The 14,642-nt window shown below is 65.4% G+C and carries 16 protein-coding genes; all 16 read left to right on the top strand.

From position 1 onward, the window contains the following. Positions 1-2: 2 nt before the first annotated feature. The 16 genes from H6B31_RS07255 (at position 3) to H6B31_RS07180 (ending at position 14,624) form a co-directional block, all read left to right on the top strand. Complete coding sequence (locus H6B31_RS07255) at positions 3-884, top strand: polyprenyl synthetase family protein (protein WP_204897943.1); 882 nt, start codon at positions 3-5, stop codon at positions 882-884. A gap of 25 nt (positions 885-909) precedes the next feature. Beyond that, positions 910-1,365, top strand: a complete 456-nt coding sequence (locus H6B31_RS07250) for a divergent PAP2 family protein (RefSeq protein WP_204897942.1) — start codon at positions 910-912, stop codon at positions 1,363-1,365. A 44-nt stretch (positions 1,366-1,409) separates the two neighbouring features. Continuing rightward, positions 1,410-3,269: a 1-deoxy-D-xylulose-5-phosphate synthase gene (gene dxs, locus H6B31_RS07245; RefSeq protein ID WP_204897941.1), complete on the top strand. Its 1,860-nt coding sequence runs from the start codon at positions 1,410-1,412 to the stop codon at positions 3,267-3,269. Continuing rightward, positions 3,259-4,071, top strand: a complete 813-nt coding sequence (locus H6B31_RS07240) for a TlyA family RNA methyltransferase (protein WP_346014049.1) — start codon at positions 3,259-3,261, stop codon at positions 4,069-4,071. Before dxs ends, H6B31_RS07240 begins: the two co-directional genes overlap by 11 nt. Continuing rightward, entirely contained in the window at positions 4,068-4,940 is an 873-nt protein-coding gene (locus H6B31_RS07235; protein ID WP_204897940.1) for an NAD(+)/NADH kinase, read from the top strand. The genes H6B31_RS07240 and H6B31_RS07235 overlap by 4 nt, the downstream gene beginning before the upstream one ends. Next, positions 4,937-5,386 carry an arginine repressor gene (locus tag H6B31_RS07230; RefSeq protein WP_087287101.1) on the top strand — a complete coding sequence of 150 codons (450 nt, stop codon included), beginning with the start codon at positions 4,937-4,939 and terminating at the stop codon, positions 5,384-5,386. The genes H6B31_RS07235 and H6B31_RS07230 overlap by 4 nt, the downstream gene beginning before the upstream one ends. A 24-nt stretch (positions 5,387-5,410) precedes the next feature. After that, entirely contained in the window at positions 5,411-7,096 is a 1,686-nt protein-coding gene (gene recN, locus H6B31_RS07225) for a DNA repair protein RecN (protein WP_204897939.1), read from the top strand. A gap of 235 nt (positions 7,097-7,331) precedes the next feature. Further along, positions 7,332-7,790, top strand: a complete 459-nt coding sequence (locus H6B31_RS07220) for a Na+/H+ antiporter subunit E (RefSeq protein WP_346014051.1) — start codon at positions 7,332-7,334, stop codon at positions 7,788-7,790. Between the two features lies 1 nt (position 7,791). After that, the gene (locus tag H6B31_RS07215) at positions 7,792-8,097 is read left to right on the top strand and encodes an MrpF/PhaF family protein (RefSeq protein WP_087287092.1); all 306 of its coding nucleotides are present in this window, start codon (positions 7,792-7,794) and stop codon (positions 8,095-8,097) included. Next, positions 8,094-8,423: a monovalent cation/H(+) antiporter subunit G gene (locus tag H6B31_RS07210; protein ID WP_204897937.1), complete on the top strand. Its 330-nt coding sequence runs from the start codon at positions 8,094-8,096 to the stop codon at positions 8,421-8,423. The genes H6B31_RS07215 and H6B31_RS07210 overlap by 4 nt, the downstream gene beginning before the upstream one ends. Further along, complete coding sequence (locus H6B31_RS07205; RefSeq protein WP_087287086.1) at positions 8,420-8,680, top strand: hydrogenase subunit MbhD domain-containing protein; 261 nt, start codon at positions 8,420-8,422, stop codon at positions 8,678-8,680. The genes H6B31_RS07210 and H6B31_RS07205 overlap by 4 nt, the downstream gene beginning before the upstream one ends. Beyond that, entirely contained in the window at positions 8,670-9,698 is a 1,029-nt protein-coding gene (gene mbhE / locus H6B31_RS07200) for a hydrogen gas-evolving membrane-bound hydrogenase subunit E (RefSeq protein WP_204897936.1), read from the top strand. Before H6B31_RS07205 ends, mbhE begins: the two co-directional genes overlap by 11 nt. Then, positions 9,695-10,078 (top strand): sodium:proton antiporter, encoded by a 384-nt coding sequence (locus H6B31_RS07195; protein ID WP_204897935.1) that lies wholly within the window; start codon positions 9,695-9,697, stop codon positions 10,076-10,078. The genes mbhE and H6B31_RS07195 overlap by 4 nt, the downstream gene beginning before the upstream one ends. A 37-nt stretch (positions 10,079-10,115) precedes the next feature. Beyond that, positions 10,116-11,603 carry a complex I subunit 5 family protein gene (locus H6B31_RS07190; protein WP_204897934.1) on the top strand — a complete coding sequence of 496 codons (1,488 nt, stop codon included), beginning with the start codon at positions 10,116-10,118 and terminating at the stop codon, positions 11,601-11,603. Between the two features lie 36 nt (positions 11,604-11,639). Continuing rightward, positions 11,640-13,112, top strand: coding sequence for a complex I subunit 5 family protein (locus H6B31_RS07185; RefSeq protein WP_204897933.1), 1,473 nt, complete (start codon positions 11,640-11,642; stop codon positions 13,110-13,112). Between the two features lie 48 nt (positions 13,113-13,160). Continuing rightward, positions 13,161-14,624: a complex I subunit 5 family protein gene (locus H6B31_RS07180; RefSeq protein WP_204897932.1), complete on the top strand. Its 1,464-nt coding sequence runs from the start codon at positions 13,161-13,163 to the stop codon at positions 14,622-14,624. Positions 14,625-14,642: the final 18 nt, after the last annotated feature.

Below are 14,642 nucleotides of genomic sequence, written 5' to 3'. Positions count from 1 at the left end.
CGATGGACTGGGAACAGTTTGAGACACAGCTGAAGCAGGATCAGAGCAGGGTAGAGGCCGCCCTCCACGCCCGGTTTCAGGACAGCGCCCGGTATGCCGATTTGACTGAGGCCATGGAGTACTCCCTCCTGGCGGGAGGGAAGCGCATTCGGCCGGTGCTCACCCTGGAGTGCTGCCGCCTGTGCGGCGGAGACCCGGAGGCCGCCCTGGACTTTGCCTGCGGAGTGGAGATGGTCCACACCTACTCCCTGATTCATGACGACCTGCCCGCTATGGACGATGACGACCTGCGCCGGGGGCGGCCCACCAACCATAAAGTTTACGGAGAGGCCACCGCCATCCTGGCGGGGGATGGACTGCTCACCGCCGCCTTCCAGACCCTGGCCGGGGCCAAGCTCCCGGCGGAGCGGGTGGTGGAGGCGGTCGCCTGCCTGGCCAAGGAGGCGGGACCCGAGGGCATGGTAGGGGGGCAGGCCCTGGACATGGCCGGAGAGGGCCGAGCCCTCACCCGAAAGGAGCTGGAGCGCCTCCAGAGCCTGAAAACCGGAGCGCTCATCTCCGCAGCGGCGGAGCTGGGCTGCATCGCCGCCGGCGGAACGGCGGAACAGCGGGCAGCGGTGCGGACCTATGCCCAGTGCCTGGGCCGGGCCTTTCAGATCCAGGACGACATTCTGGATGTGACGGGGACGGCGGAGGAGCTGGGAAAGCCCACAGGTTCGGACCGGGTCAACGAAAAGAGCACCTTTGTCACCGCTCTGGGCCTGGAGGAGAGCCATGCTTTGGTGCACAGGCTCACCGATCAGGCGGAGGCGGCTTTGGAAGGGTTTGACCAGCCGGAGTTTCTGATCCAGCTGGCACAGAGCCTGGCCCAGCGAAGAAAATGAGACAGCGCGCCGAAGGGAGGACACAATGGATCACGCCGGCTTTTTAACAGGAAATCTGACCTTGGATCTGGCTATTTTTGCCTGGTTCATCGCTCAGCTGCTGAAGACCCTGATCAATCTGGTGGTCAACCGCAGTCTGGACCTGAAGCGTATGGTGGGAAGCGGCAACATGCCCTCCTCCCACTCCGCCTTCATCTGTGCGGCCACCGCCTCTATCGGCCAGATCTGCGGCTGGCGGGACCCTCTGTTTTCCCTGTCTGCGGCGGTGGCCCTGGTGGTGATGTACGACGCCTGCAATGTGCGAAGGGCGGCGGGAGAGCAGGCCAAGGTGCTCAACTATGTCCGGGAGCACTGGGCTGACCTCCCGGAGGAATTTCAGGGGAAGAAGCTCAATGAGCACCTGGGGCACACCCTGCCTCAGGTGATTATGGGGGCCCTGCTGGGCACCGCCATTGGACTGGTTGGGCCGATGATCTGGTGAACCGGCTGGGGGACCGGGAGCCTTTAGAGATGTGAGGGATTTTCTTGCAGGAACAGTTGGAGAAAACAAAACGCAGTCCCATTTTGGGGGCGGTCAGTGACCAGGAGGCGGCGGAGCTGTGCCGGACGCTTCGGGAGGAGTTGATCCGGGACGTATCCCAGACAGGGGGACATCTGGCCTCCAACCTGGGGGCGGTGGAGCTGACGGTGGCCCTGCACCGGGTGCTGGACACCAGCCGTGACCGGCTGGTATTCGATGTGGGCCACCAGTGCTACCTCCACAAAATGCTCACCGGGCGGCGGGAGCAGATGACCACTCTGCGGCAGTTCGGAGGAATCGCCGGATTCCCGAAGCCCAGCGAGAGCATCCATGACGCCTTTATTGCCGGACACGCCTCCAACTCGGTGGCGGTGGCCCTGGGAATGGCCCAGGCCCGGGATGTGATGGGGGAGGACAACACCGTGGCCGCCCTCATCGGGGACGGGGCCCTCACCGGCGGCCTGGCCTATGAGGGCCTGTCCAACGGGGGACAGTACCGGGGGCAGCTGCTGGTCATCCTCAATGACAACGGCATGTCCATCGCCCAGAACGTGGGGGCGGTGGCCCAGCATCTGGCCAGCCAGCGGCTCAAGCCCCAGTACCTGAGCTTCAAGCAGGGCTACCGGAAGGTGATGGGCTCCTTCTGGCTGGGGCGGAAGCTCTACCGGGTGACCCACAGCGTAAAGAAGGCCCTGAAGCAGAGTATTCTGCCCTGCAGCATGTTTGAAAACATGGGCTTCACCTACCTGGGGCCGGTGGACGGTCACGACGTGGCCTATTTGACCAAAATTCTCCGCTACGCCGTCAGTCTGAAGGAACCGGTTCTGCTCCATGTAAGAACTGTAAAGGGAAAGGACTTTGCGCCTGCGGAGCGAAACCCGGACGCCTTCCATGGCGTGTCCCCCTTCCATCCCGAGACAGGGAAGCCGAAAAAAGCATCTGGGGAGAACTTCTCCAGCGTCTTTGGCCGGACCATGGTGCGGCTGGCCCGGAATGATCCCCGCATCTGCGCCCTCACTGCGGCCATGGTGGGGGGGACCGGACTGGACAGCTTCGCTCAGGCCTATCCCGGGCGGTTCTTCGATGTGGGGATCGCCGAGGGCTGCGCCGTCTCTATGGCCGCCGGCATGGCCAAGCAGGGGGCGGTGCCCGTCTTTGCGGTGTACTCCACCTTTTTGCAGCGCAGCTACGACATGCTCCTCCACGACATGGCCATCGACCGCCTCCATGTGGTGCTGGCGGTGGACCGGGCCGGTCTGGTGGGGGAGGACGGAGAGACCCATCACGGGGTGTTCGACGTGGCCTATCTGGACAGTATCCCTGGCATCACCGTCTACGCCCCGGCCAGCTTCGCGGAGCTGGACCGGATGCTGGAGGAGGCGGTGTGCCAGGTCTCCGGGCCTGTGGCGGTGCGCTACCCCCGGGGCGGCCAGGGGGAGTTCCGGGAGGACTCGGGGCCGGAGCCGGTGGTGGTCCTCCGTGCCGGAACCGACATTACGCTGGCGGGCTACGGCACGGAGATCAACGAACTGCTGGGGGCGGCCGACCGGCTGGCCCAGGCGGGAATCCAGGCCGAAGTCGTCAAGTGGAATGTCATTACCCCCCTTGACACATCTGCTGTTTTGAAGTCTGTCCGCAGGACCGGCCATCTCCTGGTGGCCGAGGAGTGCGTGGAACAGGGGAGTGTGGGCGTGCGGACGCTGGCCGCTCTGGAGGCGGCGGGCGTCCAGGCCCGGACCGCTCTGGTCAGCTGCGGACGGGGCTATGTGACCCACGGGGCGGTGGATCTGCTGAAAAAAAGTTTGGGCCTGGACCGGGACAGCCTGTTCCGCCGGGCCATGGAGGTGCTGGGCCGTGAGCAGTAAAAAGAGGCTGGATGTGGCCATGGTGGAGCGGGGGCTCGCGGAGAGCCGCCAGAAGGCCCAGGCCGTCATTATGGCGGGACAGGTCTATGTGAACGGACAGAAGGTGGACAAGGCGGGCGCCCCTGTGGCGGAGGACGCGGCCATTGAGGTCCGGGGCAAGACCCTGGCCTATGTGAGCCGGGGGGGCCTGAAGCTGGAGAAGGCCATGGAGCTGTGGCCCATCCGGCTGGAGGGGGCGGTGTGCGCCGACATCGGGGCCTCCACCGGCGGCTTCACCGACTGTATGCTCCAGAACGGGGCGGAGAAGGTGTATGCGGTGGATGTGGGCTACAACCAGCTGGACTACCGCCTGCGCACCCACCCCAAGGTGGTGTGCATGGAGCGCACCAACGCCCGCTACCTCACCCGGGAGCAGATCCCGGAGCCCCTGGACTTCTTTTCGGTGGACGTGTCCTTCATCTCCCTGAACCTGATCTTCCCGGCGGTGCGCCCCCTGATGAGGGAAGGGGGCGAGGGGGTCTGTCTCATCAAGCCCCAGTTCGAGGCCGGAAAGGACAAGGTGGGCAAGAAGGGCGTGGTCCGGGATGCGTCGGTCCACCTGGAGGTGTTGGAGCACTTCCTGGAACACGCCGCCCACGGTGGATTTACTGTAAAGGATATTACCTTTTCCCCTATCCGCGGGCCGGAGGGCAATATTGAGTACCTGGGCTACCTGTCCACCCAGCCGGGGCCGGCCTACGGCGGCGACCTGAAGGCGCTGGTGGAGGCCTCCCACGAGCTGGACAAGGGGGACAGGGCATGAGGATCATTTTAAGCTCCAATCCATACCGGGACAAGGGCCTGCGCACCGCCCTGGAGGCCGACCGGATTTTGCGGAAGGCGGGGGCGGAGACAGTGCTGTGCCTCCCCTTCGTTCCCAAAAAGGGGGACCGGCTGGACCTGCCCCGGAACCTCTCCCTCCACCAGCTGGAGGAGGAGCTGCCCCGGGCTGACCTGTTGGTTTGCTTCGGCGGGGACGGGACCATCCTCCACGCCGCCCGGGACGCCACCCTCCACGGGGTGCCCATCCTGGGGGTGAACATGGGCAGCGTGGGCTTTATGGCCGAGCTGGAGCGCACTGAGCTCTCCCTGCTGGTCCCCCTGGCTCAGGGGCACTTCGTCACCGAGGAGCGGATGATGCTGGACGTGCGGGTGTTCCGGGGCGGGCGGCCGGTGAGCCAGGACCTGGCCCTCAACGACGCGGTGTTCTCCAAGGGGTCCATGGCCCGGGTGGCCGAGGTGGAGGTCTGGGCCGACCAGACCCTGGTCCAGCGGATCATGGGGGATGGGGTGATCGTGGCCACCCCCACCGGCTCCACCGCCTACTCCATGTCGGCGGGGGGGCCCATTGTGGAGCCCTCCTCCCAGTGTCTGATCGTCACGCCGGTGTGCGCCCACCAGCTGGCCGCCCGGGCTCTGGTGCTGGAACCGAACCGCCGGGTGGTGGTGCAGCTGCCCCGAGGGAACCGGAAGCACCTGTATCTGTCGGTGGATGGCGGCAAGGCGATCCGCTTGACAGGCGGTGAGCGGGTAGAGATCACCCGGTCCCAGTACAAGACCCAGCTGGTGCAGCTGTCCGGCCGGAGCTTTTATGAGATCATCAACCAGAAGTTAGGAGGATACACCCCATGAAGCGCGCGCGTCAAGCGGAGATCTTAAACATCATTCAGGCGGTGGATGTGGAGACCCAGGAGCAGCTGCTGGACGAGCTGAAGGCCCGGGGCTTTTCCGCCACCCAGGCCACCATTTCCCGGGACATTAAGGAGCTGCGGCTGGTGAAGGAGCTCTCCGGCGGCGGCTACCGCTACGCCTCCTCTGAGCGGAAGGGGCTGGCCGACTCGGACGCCCGGCTGCGGAACATCTTCAAGGAGGGCGTCACCTCGGTGGACCGGGCCCAGAACATCGTGGTGGTGCGGACCATGCCCGGACTGGCCTCGGCGGCCTGCTCCGCCCTGGACAGCATGGAGATCCCCGGCATGGTGGGCAGCCTGGCCGGAGACGACACGGGCATCCTCATCATGCGGGACAACGACGCGGCGGAGCGCTTCAACCAGGAGGTCCACAAGCTTCTGAAGTGACCGGGAGAGAGGAGGAGTACAGCTTTGCTTTCCCTGCTTCACATTGAAAATATCGCCCTCATTCAGTCGGCGGACATCCGGTTCGAGCCGGGCTTCAACGTGCTCACCGGCGAGACGGGGGCGGGCAAATCCATCGTCATCGACTCCATCGGCGCAGTGCTGGGGGAGCGCACCAGCCGGGAACTCATCCGCACCGGGGCCAAGTCCGCCCTGGTGACGGCGGTGTTCACCCAGGTGCCCCCCCTGCCCTGGCTGGAGGAGAACGGCTTCCCCACCGGGGAGGAGGAGCTGCTCCTCCAGCGGGAGCTCCAGGGGGACGGCCGGAACGTGTGCCGCATCGACGGAAAGCTGGTGACGGTGGCCCAGCTGCGGGAGCTGGGGCGGCAGCTGCTGAACATCCACGGCCAGCATGACGGCCAGCAGCTTCTGGACCCGGCCAGTCACCTGGGCTATCTGGACCAGTTCGGCGGGTGCCAGCCGCTGCTGGAGTCCTACCAGGAGGCCTACCGCAAGTGGCACGGCATCCGCCGGGAGATGGACAAGCTCCAGATGGACGAGGCGGAGCGCTCCCGCCGGGTGGACACCCTGAACTATCAGATTCAGGAGCTGGAGCGGGCACAGCTGAAGGCCGGGGAGGACGAGGAGCTCTCCGCCCGGCGGACCCTGCTGCGCAGCGCGGGCAGGCTCATGGAGGCGGTCCAGAGTGCGGAGTTTGCCCTGTCCGGGGACGAGGACCGGGACGGGGCCTGCTCCCTCATTGCCCAGGCGGAGGGGGAGGTCCAGGGGGTGTCCTCCATCAGCCCGGAGCTCTCTGAGCTGTCCGAAAAGCTCACCGCCCTGCGGTGCGCCGCCGACGACGCGGCGGACACCCTGCGGGATCTGAGCCGCTCCTTCGACTTCTCCCCCGGGGAGCTGGATCAGGTGGAGGAGCGGCTGGACCTGCTCTACCGCCTGCGGAAGAAGTACGGCCCCACAGTGGAGGACATGCTCTCCTATCTGGACCGGTGCCGGAAGGAGCTGGACCAGATCCAGTACGCCGACGACACCCTGGCCCGGCTGGAGAAGGATTTAAAGAAGGCCCAAAAGGAGGCCGCGCGCCGGGGCGAGGTCCTGTCCCAGGCCCGGCGGGAGGCCGCCGGGGCCCTCCAGGCGCGGGTCCAGGAGGAGCTGCGCCAGCTGGACATGCCCAAGGTCCAGTTCCAGACGGAGTTCACCCCCAAGGGAGGCGAGGCCGGGATGGACGAGACCGGCCTGGACGAGGTGCAGTTCCTCATGTCCGCCAACCTGGGGGAGGCCCTGAAGCCCATCCAGAAGGTGGCCTCCGGCGGCGAGCTGGCCCGGATCATGCTGGCCCTGAAAAATGTGCTGGCCGAGGGGGACCAGATCGGCACCCTGGTCTTTGACGAGGTGGACACCGGCGTGTCCGGCCGGGCCGCCCAGAAGGTGGCCGAGAAGATGGCCCAGGTGGCCCGGGGCAAGCAGGTGCTGTGCGTCACCCACCTGCCCCAGATCGCCGCCATGGCGGACACCCACTTCTCCGTCCAGAAGGGGGAGCGGGAGGGGCGCACCTACACCCGGCTGGAGCGGCTGGACCGCTCCCAGCGGCGGGAGGAGCTGGCCCGCCTCATCGGAGGGGCCTCCATCACGCCCTCCCTGCTGGAGAGCGCCGAGGAGCTGCTGCGCCAGGCGGAGCAGCAGAAACAGACATAATCATAAACACGGACCGCGCCGCTCAAAGCAGGGGGCGCGGTCCGCTTTTCATTGGGCCGGAGAGCGCCTCCACAAAATATTTTTGTCAGTCAGAAAAAGAATCATTGGGATGAAAAAATTGCATTTCACTTGCATTCTACAAATGCGCCTGATATAATAATTTCGTTAAGAAAAGGCCCGCGTCTCTGGACTCTGATGCGCGGAGCCCCCTGGAGGAGGAGCGAGGCCCTTGTTTGTGTTGCTGTTTTTGGTTTGGATTGTACTCAACGGGAGCCTGAATCTGCAGGTGGTTGCGGCCGGAATGGTAGTTTCGGCTGTCTTGTCCTGGGCATCCTACCGTCTATTACAGCTGCCGCCCTTGGGTGGAGCAGGCCGGATCGACCGCTTCTCCAGGGCGGTTTTTTATATCCTCTATCTGGCCTGGGAAATTCTGCGGGCCAACCTCCAGGTGATAGGCCGGATTCTCTTCCCAAAACGGCGGAAGGGGGCGCCCAAGCTCACCTGGTTCCAGTCCGGCCTGGGGGAGCCGGGGCATCAGATGCTGCTGGCCAACTCCATCACCCTGACCCCGGGAACCATCACGGTCTCTCTGAAAAACGGGCGGCTGTGCGTCTATGCCATGGATCAGGAATTTGCCGCGGGGCTGTCGGAGTGCGGCTTCGTCCAAAAACTGCGCCGTTGGGAGGAGAAGTGAGATGGCGGAATGTACGCCGGTCCTGCGGGACGTGCTGATTGTGCTGCTGTGCATCCTCACGGCGGTGATGCTTCTCTGCCTGATCCGGGCGGTGCGGGGCCCCCGATACACCGACCGGCTGGCGGCCCTCAATTTGATCTGCACCGTGGTGGTACTGATGGTGTGCATCCTGTCCTATGTGCTGGGCGCGTCCTATCTGGTGGACGTGGCCATCCTGTACGGACTGCTGAATCTGCTGGCGGTGGCGGTGCTCAGCCGCATCTCGGTGCGCCGCCACCGGGAGAGGAGAAGGGGGAAGAAGTCGTGACGCTGCGGACAGGAATTGGAGTGCTTCTGCTGTCGCTGGGCGTGCTGGTGGTGGTGATCGCCGCCGTGGGGCTGTTCCGCTTCCGGCGGACCCTGGACCTGCTCCAGGCCAGCGCCCTGGCCGACACCCTGGGGCTGTTTCTGATTACGGCGGGACTGCTGGTGCTGTGCGGGTTCACGGTCCACTCCGCCAAGCTGATTCTGGCGGCGGTGATTTTGTGGACGGTAAACCCGGTGGCCGCCCACCTGATTGCCCGCATGGAGGTGCTGACCGGGCTGGAGCTGGACCCGGACCAGCTGCCGGGAGAGGGGGAACAGGAGCTGTGACGGTTTTGCTGGAGGTGCTGCTGCTGGCCTTTTTGATCTTCTGCGCCGTCGCCGCCATCCTGTGCAGGCGGCTGGTGTCGTCGGTGATCATTTTTATGGCCTATTCGGCGGTGATGTCCCTATTGTGGTTTCTGCTGGAGTCCCCCGACCTGGCGGTGACCGAGGCGGCGGTGGGGGCCGGGGTGACCACCCTGCTGTTTTTCCTCACCCTGCGGAAGATCAACGGATTGAAGGGGATGGAGCGGGATGAAGACTGATCCCACCAGAGAGAGCTTGTATGAGCGCTTTCTCCGCTGGGCCGGCGGGGAGGAGGCCGACGGCCCCGAGGGGCCCGAGGACCCGGCCCGGCAGGAGTTCCAGGAGTATCTGGAGTACATGGATGCCCACGGGGAGATGGACTTCGGGGCCTACCGCCTCATGCGCTGGAAGGAACGGAGGGCCAAGGGGCTGATCCCGGACACCGCCCCGGCGCCCCACAGCCCGGACCCGGTCCCGCCGGATCTGACGGGGCAGGAGCCCCTCAGACACCGCCCCGGCCGGCTGAAAAAGCAGATCAAACTGTACTGGGCCCTCAGCGCGGCGGTGACGCTGGTGCTGGCGGCGGTCTTTCTGGTGGTGGCCCTGGAGCTGCCCGCCTTCGGCGACCCGTCCGCCCCCGCCCTCAATGAGGTGTCGGAGCGCTACCTGGAGCGGGGGGCGGAGGAGACCGGGGCGGTGAACGCGGTCACCGGAATGATTCTGGACTACCGGGCCTTCGACACCTTCGGGGAGTCGGCGGTGCTCTTTGCCGCGGCCTCCAGCACCATTCTGCTGCTGAACAGCCCCAGACGGCATCTGCGCACCTTCCGGGGGCCCGACCAGCTCACCAGCCTGCTGGGGCGGTCCCTGCTGCCGGTGATCCTCCTCTTTGGAATCTATGTGGTGCTCAACGGACACCTGAGCCCCGGGGGAGGCTTCTCCGGGGGCGCGGTGCTGGGGGCCGGATTGATCCTGGCCTCCCTGGTGCTGGGGGAGGAGCGGATGGAGCAGCTGCTGCCCAGCCGCCGGACCACGGTTCTGACGGCGGTCTGCCTGCTGGCCTATGGGGTGATGAAGGGGTACTCCTTCTTCACCGGGGGTAACCATGTGGGCTGGGACGTACCCAAGGGGACGCCGGGGGAGCTGCTCAGCGGCGGGTTGATCCTGCCCCTGAACATCTGCGTGGGGATCATCGTAGCCTGTACCATGTACACCTTTTATACCCTGTTTTTGTCGGGAGAGGAGGAGACGGAATGATAGAGACGCTGCTGCAGCAGCGGTACTACGTGGCGGCGGTGGTGCTGTTCAGCATCGGCTTCGTCACCCTGTTCCTGCACCCCAATCTCATCAAAAAGATTATCGGCATGAACCTGATGGATACGGCGGTCTTCCTGTTCCTGGCGGCCATGGGCTATGTGGACGGGGGGAAGGCCCCCATGGTGGAGCCGGGATCGGCGGCGGAGGCCTACATTAACCCGGTGCCCGGCGGGCTGGTGCTCACGGGCATCGTGGTGGCGGTGAGCACCACGGCCCTGTTTCTGGCCCTCACCCACCGCCTGTACCGGAAGTACCACAGTTTGAATCTGGACGTGATCCTCATGCTGGCCCGGGAGGGCGAGGAAAAGAGCGGTCACTGAGACCTGTTGCAAGGAGAGGGGGGAAAAGCCGTTGTCCTTGTCCTATAATATCCCGTTTCTCAGCATTCTTCTGGCCATGGTCAGCGCCATCCTGGTCCCCCTGCTCCGCAGCGGGAGCCGCGCCCTGGATCTGGTCCGGGGGGTGCAGCTGGCCGCGGCGGCGGCTTCGGCCTATCTTCTGGCGGAGCTGAGCCTGGCCGGGGAGAGCTTCACCTTTCAGATGGGCCACTTTCCCGCCCCATGGGGAAATATGCTCCGGGCCGGCCCCCTGGAGGCGGCGCTGGCCCTGACCTTCAGCCTGGTGATGGTGCTCTCCCTCACCGGTGGGGCCCAGGAATTGAAGGAGTCTCTGCGCTCCGACCAGCTGGGGTGGTACTGCCTGCTCATGCAGCTGCTGTACGGGGCGCTGCTGGCCATGGTGTACACCGACGATCTGTTTACCGCCTACGTCTTTGTAGAGATCGCGGCGGTGACCGCCTGCATCGCCGTGGCCGCCCGGGAGAGCGGCCGCTCCATCCTCTCAGCCATCCGGTACCTGATGTTCAGCTGTCTGGGGTCCGGACTTATTCTGCTGGGAATCTCTATCTTGTACAGCATCACCGGGCACCTGCTCTTTGACAGCCTGGAGGGTGCGGTGGCCGCCCTGGCGGAGAGCCGGACCTACTTCATCCCTCTGGTGGTCTCCGCTCTGCTGATGACCCTGGGCCTGTCCATCAAGAGCGCCCAGTTCCCCTTCCACGCCTGGCTGCCTGACGCCCACGCCAGCACCTTCACCGCCTCCAGCGCCATTCTGTCCGGCCTGGTGCTCAAGGGCTATCTGGTGATTATTTTAAAGCTGGTCCTGCGGGTGTTCAGCCCGGCCCTGCTGGTGAGCATCTGCATGGACGACCTGCTGTTTTTGTTGGGACTGGCGGGAATGCTGTTCGCCTCGGTGGCTGCCCTGCGGCAGGAGGAGGTCAAGCGGATGATCGCCTACTCCTCCTCCGCCCAGATCTCCTACATCTTCCTGGCCTTAGGGCTGGGGAGCACGGAGGGGCTGATCGCCGCCTGCTATCAGATTCTGGCCCACGCCATGACCAAGTCCATGATTTTCCTGGGGGCTGGGGAGATGATCCGGGCCTCCGGCGGCCACTACTGGGGGGAGCTGCGGGGTGCGGCCCGGCTGGCCCCTCTGGGGGGGCTGGCCTTTACCGTGGGAGGGCTCTCCCTGTGCGGCCTGCCCCTGCTGGCGGGCTTTTCCGCCAAATACTGCATCGCCGGGGCCGCCCTGGAGGCCGACTGGCAGACCTTCCCCGCCCTGTTCGGGCTGGCGGCCAGCTCCGTGCTCAACGCCATGTACTACATCCCCGCCATCCTGGCCATCTGGGGCCGGAAGCGGGCGGGGGAGGAGCAGCCCCTGGTGTGGGACTGGAGCGACAAGCCGGGGAAGGGGACCCTGGTGGTCCTGCTGGCGGGCAACGTGTTCCTGGGGACCGCCTTCGGCCCGGTCTGGGAGCTGCTCCAGCAGGGAATCGCCCTGTTTTGAACGTAACGGCAAATTGCACTGTGAGGAGGTGAGAAGATGCCGGGAAGCTGGCTGCTGCTGCCCATCCTGTTCCCGCTGTTAGGCGGGCTGGGGGTGCTGGGCATCCATACGTTAAAGACCCGCCGCCGGGTCATCTTTCTCCTCCTGGCTGTCCAGCTGGCGCTGGTGGCTGTCCTGGGGGCGCGGGCAGCGGAGCCCGCCCAGATTCTGACGCTGGCGGGGGGCGTGCGCCTGGTGCTCCAGGCGGACGCCCTGGGGCGGCTGTTCTCCCTGCTCATCTGCGCCGTCTGGCTGGCGGTGGCGGTGTTCGCCTTTGAGTACATGAACCACGAGGGCCACCGGGAGCGATTCTTCGGCTTCTACCTGATGACCCTGGGGGCCATGATGGGGGTGTGCTTCGCGGGCAATCTGGTCACCCTGTACTTATTTTATGAGATGATGACCCTGCTCTCCGTCCCCCTGGTGCTCCACATCGGCACCCGGAAGGCCCTGGACGCGGCCTACCGATATCTGGGCTTCTCGGTGGCCGGAGCCGGGCTGGGTTTGCTGGGGCTGTTTGTCCTCCAGGGCTACTGCACCACCGACCTGTTTACCCCCGGGGGGGTGCTGGACGCCCTCCGGGCGGGGGAGGACCGGGAGCTGCTGCTGGCGGTGTTTTTTGTCATGGCTATCGGCTTTGGATGTAAGGCGGGGATGTTCCCCCTCCACGCCTGGCTGCCCATCGCCCACCCGGTGGCACCCGCTCCCGCCTCGGCGGTGCTGTCCGGCCTCATCACCAAGATGGGGGTGCTGGCCCTGATCCGGGTGGTGTACTACCTGTTCGGCTGGTCCTTCCTGGACGGCTCCTGGGCCCAGACCGCCGTGCTGGTGCTCTCCCTCATTACGGTGTTCATGGGCTCCTCCCTGGCCCTGCGGGAGGATACCCTGAAAAAACGGCTGGCCTACTCCACGGTGAGCCAGGTGTCCTATGTGATCTTCGGGCTGATGCTCTTCCATCCCCTGGCCCTGGAGGGGGCCATCTATCAGGCGGTGTTCCACGCCATCGCCAAGAACGCCCTGTTCATGGCCACCGGCGCCATCATCTATCAGACCCACCTGACCCAGGTGTCCCAGCTGCGGGGCATCGGCGGCCCGTACAGCATCACCATGTGGTGCTTCACCCTGGCCTCCCTGTCCCTGGTGGGCATCCCGCCCACCGGCGGCTTTGTGAGCAAGTGGTTTTTGGCGGAGGGGGCCCTGGCGGCGGAGACCGGTCCCATGGCCTTCTGGGGCATCGGCGTGCTGATGGTATCCGCCCTGCTGACGGCGGGGTACCTGCTGCCCATCGTGGTCCGGGCATTTTTCCCGGGAAAAGACTTTGACCAGCAGTCGGTGGTCCGCCAGCAGAACACCTGGCTCATGTGGATCACCCTGTGTCTGCTGACGGCGGCGGTGGTGCTGTTGGGGATGTTCCCCGGGGTGCTGGACCCGCTGATGGAGGGGATCGTGGGCCCCATGTTCCAGGGTTGACCAGCGGTCTGCCCAATAAAAATCCACCGGAGAGGAGGAAATCAGCCCATGTGGATGCTGTTGGCCATCGCCCTGCCCATGCTGGCGGGGGGAGCCCTGGCCGCTTGGCGGCCCAAGGACCGGACGGCCCGGCAGAATTTTGTGGTGGGGTCTGCCTGCCTGACGGCGGTGTGCGCCCTGGCGGCGGTGTTCACCCTCCGGGGGGAGGAACCTCTGGTGCTCCTGTCCATGGGGGAGAAGCTGACCATCGCCTTCCAGGTGGACGGCCTGTCCTGTATCTTTGCCGCCCTGGTGTCGGTGCTGTGGCCCCTGGCCAGCCTGTACGCGGTGGAGTACATGAGCCGGGAGGGGAGCGAGAACCGCTTCTTTGTCTTTTACCTCATCAGCTTTGGTGTGACCCTGGGCATCGCCTTCTCCGCCAACGTGCTGACTATGTACCTCTTTTATGAGCTGCTCACCCTGGCCACCCTGCCACTGGTGATGCACCACATGGACGGCAAGGCCCGGTATGCCGGGCGGGTGTATCTGACCTACTCCATGTGCGGGGCCGCCCTGGGCTTCATTGCCATGGTGCTGATGATCGAACACGGGGCCTGGTTCTTCCAGTTTGGAGGCAGCGTGACGGTGACGGCCAGCAAGGAAAATACCTTGCGGCTGGCCTATATTCTGGGCTTCTTCGGCTTCGGCGTCAAGGCGGCGGTGTTCCCTGGCCACAAGTGGCTGCTGCGGGCCTCGGTGGCCCCCACTCCGGTGACCGCCCTGCTCCACGCGGTGGCGGTGGTGAAGGCGGGGGTGTTCGCGGTGGCCCGGATCACCTGGTACGGCTTCGGCCCCGACCTGCTCCGGGGAAGCTGGTGCCAGTGTCTGGCCATGGGGGTGGCCATGTTCACCATCGTCTACGCCTCCTCCAAGGCCCTGCGCACCAAACACCTGAAGCGCCGTCTGGCCTGGTCCACCGTCAGCAACCTGTCCTACATCCTCCTGGGGATCGCCACCCTCACCACGGCGGGGCTCATTGCCGGCATGGTTCACATGGTGGTCCACGCGGTGCTGAAGATCACCCTGTTCTTCGGGGTGGGCGCGGTCCACTACAAGCTCCACCGGGACTTTGTGCCCGACGTGGAGGGCTGCGGCGTGCTCATGCCGGTGGTGTTCGGCACCTTTGCCACAGCCTCCCTGGGACTCATGGGGGTGCCGCCCCTGGCGGGCTTTGCCAGCAAGTGGCTGCTGGCCACGGCGGCGGTGGGTATGGGGGAGTGGATCGGCTATCTGGGGGCGGCGGCCCTCATCGTGTCCGCCCTGCTCACCGCCCTGTACCTCATGGAGATCGTTTTGCTGGCCTTCTTCCCCCGGCAGAACCGGCAGCTCACCGTCCGGGTGCCCAAGCGGGCCCGGCAGGACCCCGGCTGGCGGATGACCGTCCCCCTGACCGTGCTGTCTGTGGGGTCGGTGGTCCTGGGGCTGGGGGCGGGCGTTCTGGAGCGCACCGTTTCTCTGCTGTTGGGCGTATAAGCGAAAATCAACCGGAAA

Source organism: Pseudoflavonifractor capillosus (genome assembly GCF_016899775.1).
In the GTDB taxonomy this organism is placed as follows: Bacteria; Bacillota; Clostridia; order Oscillospirales; family Oscillospiraceae; genus Lawsonibacter.
Note: the sequence above shows the minus strand (reverse complement) of the source record. Positions and strands in the feature narration are given on the sequence as shown.

Coding starts and splice junctions, on each gene's coding strand:
- H6B31_RS07180 (WP_204897932.1), top strand. CDS start 13,161: ATGTGGATGCTGTTGGCCATCGCCCTGCCCATGCTGGCGGGGGGAGCC.
- H6B31_RS07215 (WP_087287092.1), top strand. CDS start 7,792: ATGGCGGAATGTACGCCGGTCCTGCGGGACGTGCTGATTGTGCTGCTG.
- H6B31_RS07250 (WP_204897942.1), top strand. CDS start 910: ATGGATCACGCCGGCTTTTTAACAGGAAATCTGACCTTGGATCTGGCT.
- H6B31_RS07195 (WP_204897935.1), top strand. CDS start 9,695: ATGATAGAGACGCTGCTGCAGCAGCGGTACTACGTGGCGGCGGTGGTG.
- H6B31_RS07235 (WP_204897940.1), top strand. CDS start 4,068: ATGAGGATCATTTTAAGCTCCAATCCATACCGGGACAAGGGCCTGCGC.
- mbhE (WP_204897936.1), top strand. CDS start 8,670: ATGAAGACTGATCCCACCAGAGAGAGCTTGTATGAGCGCTTTCTCCGC.
- H6B31_RS07230 (WP_087287101.1), top strand. CDS start 4,937: ATGAAGCGCGCGCGTCAAGCGGAGATCTTAAACATCATTCAGGCGGTG.
- H6B31_RS07255 (WP_204897943.1), top strand. CDS start 3: ATGGACTGGGAACAGTTTGAGACACAGCTGAAGCAGGATCAGAGCAGG.
- H6B31_RS07185 (WP_204897933.1), top strand. CDS start 11,640: ATGCCGGGAAGCTGGCTGCTGCTGCCCATCCTGTTCCCGCTGTTAGGC.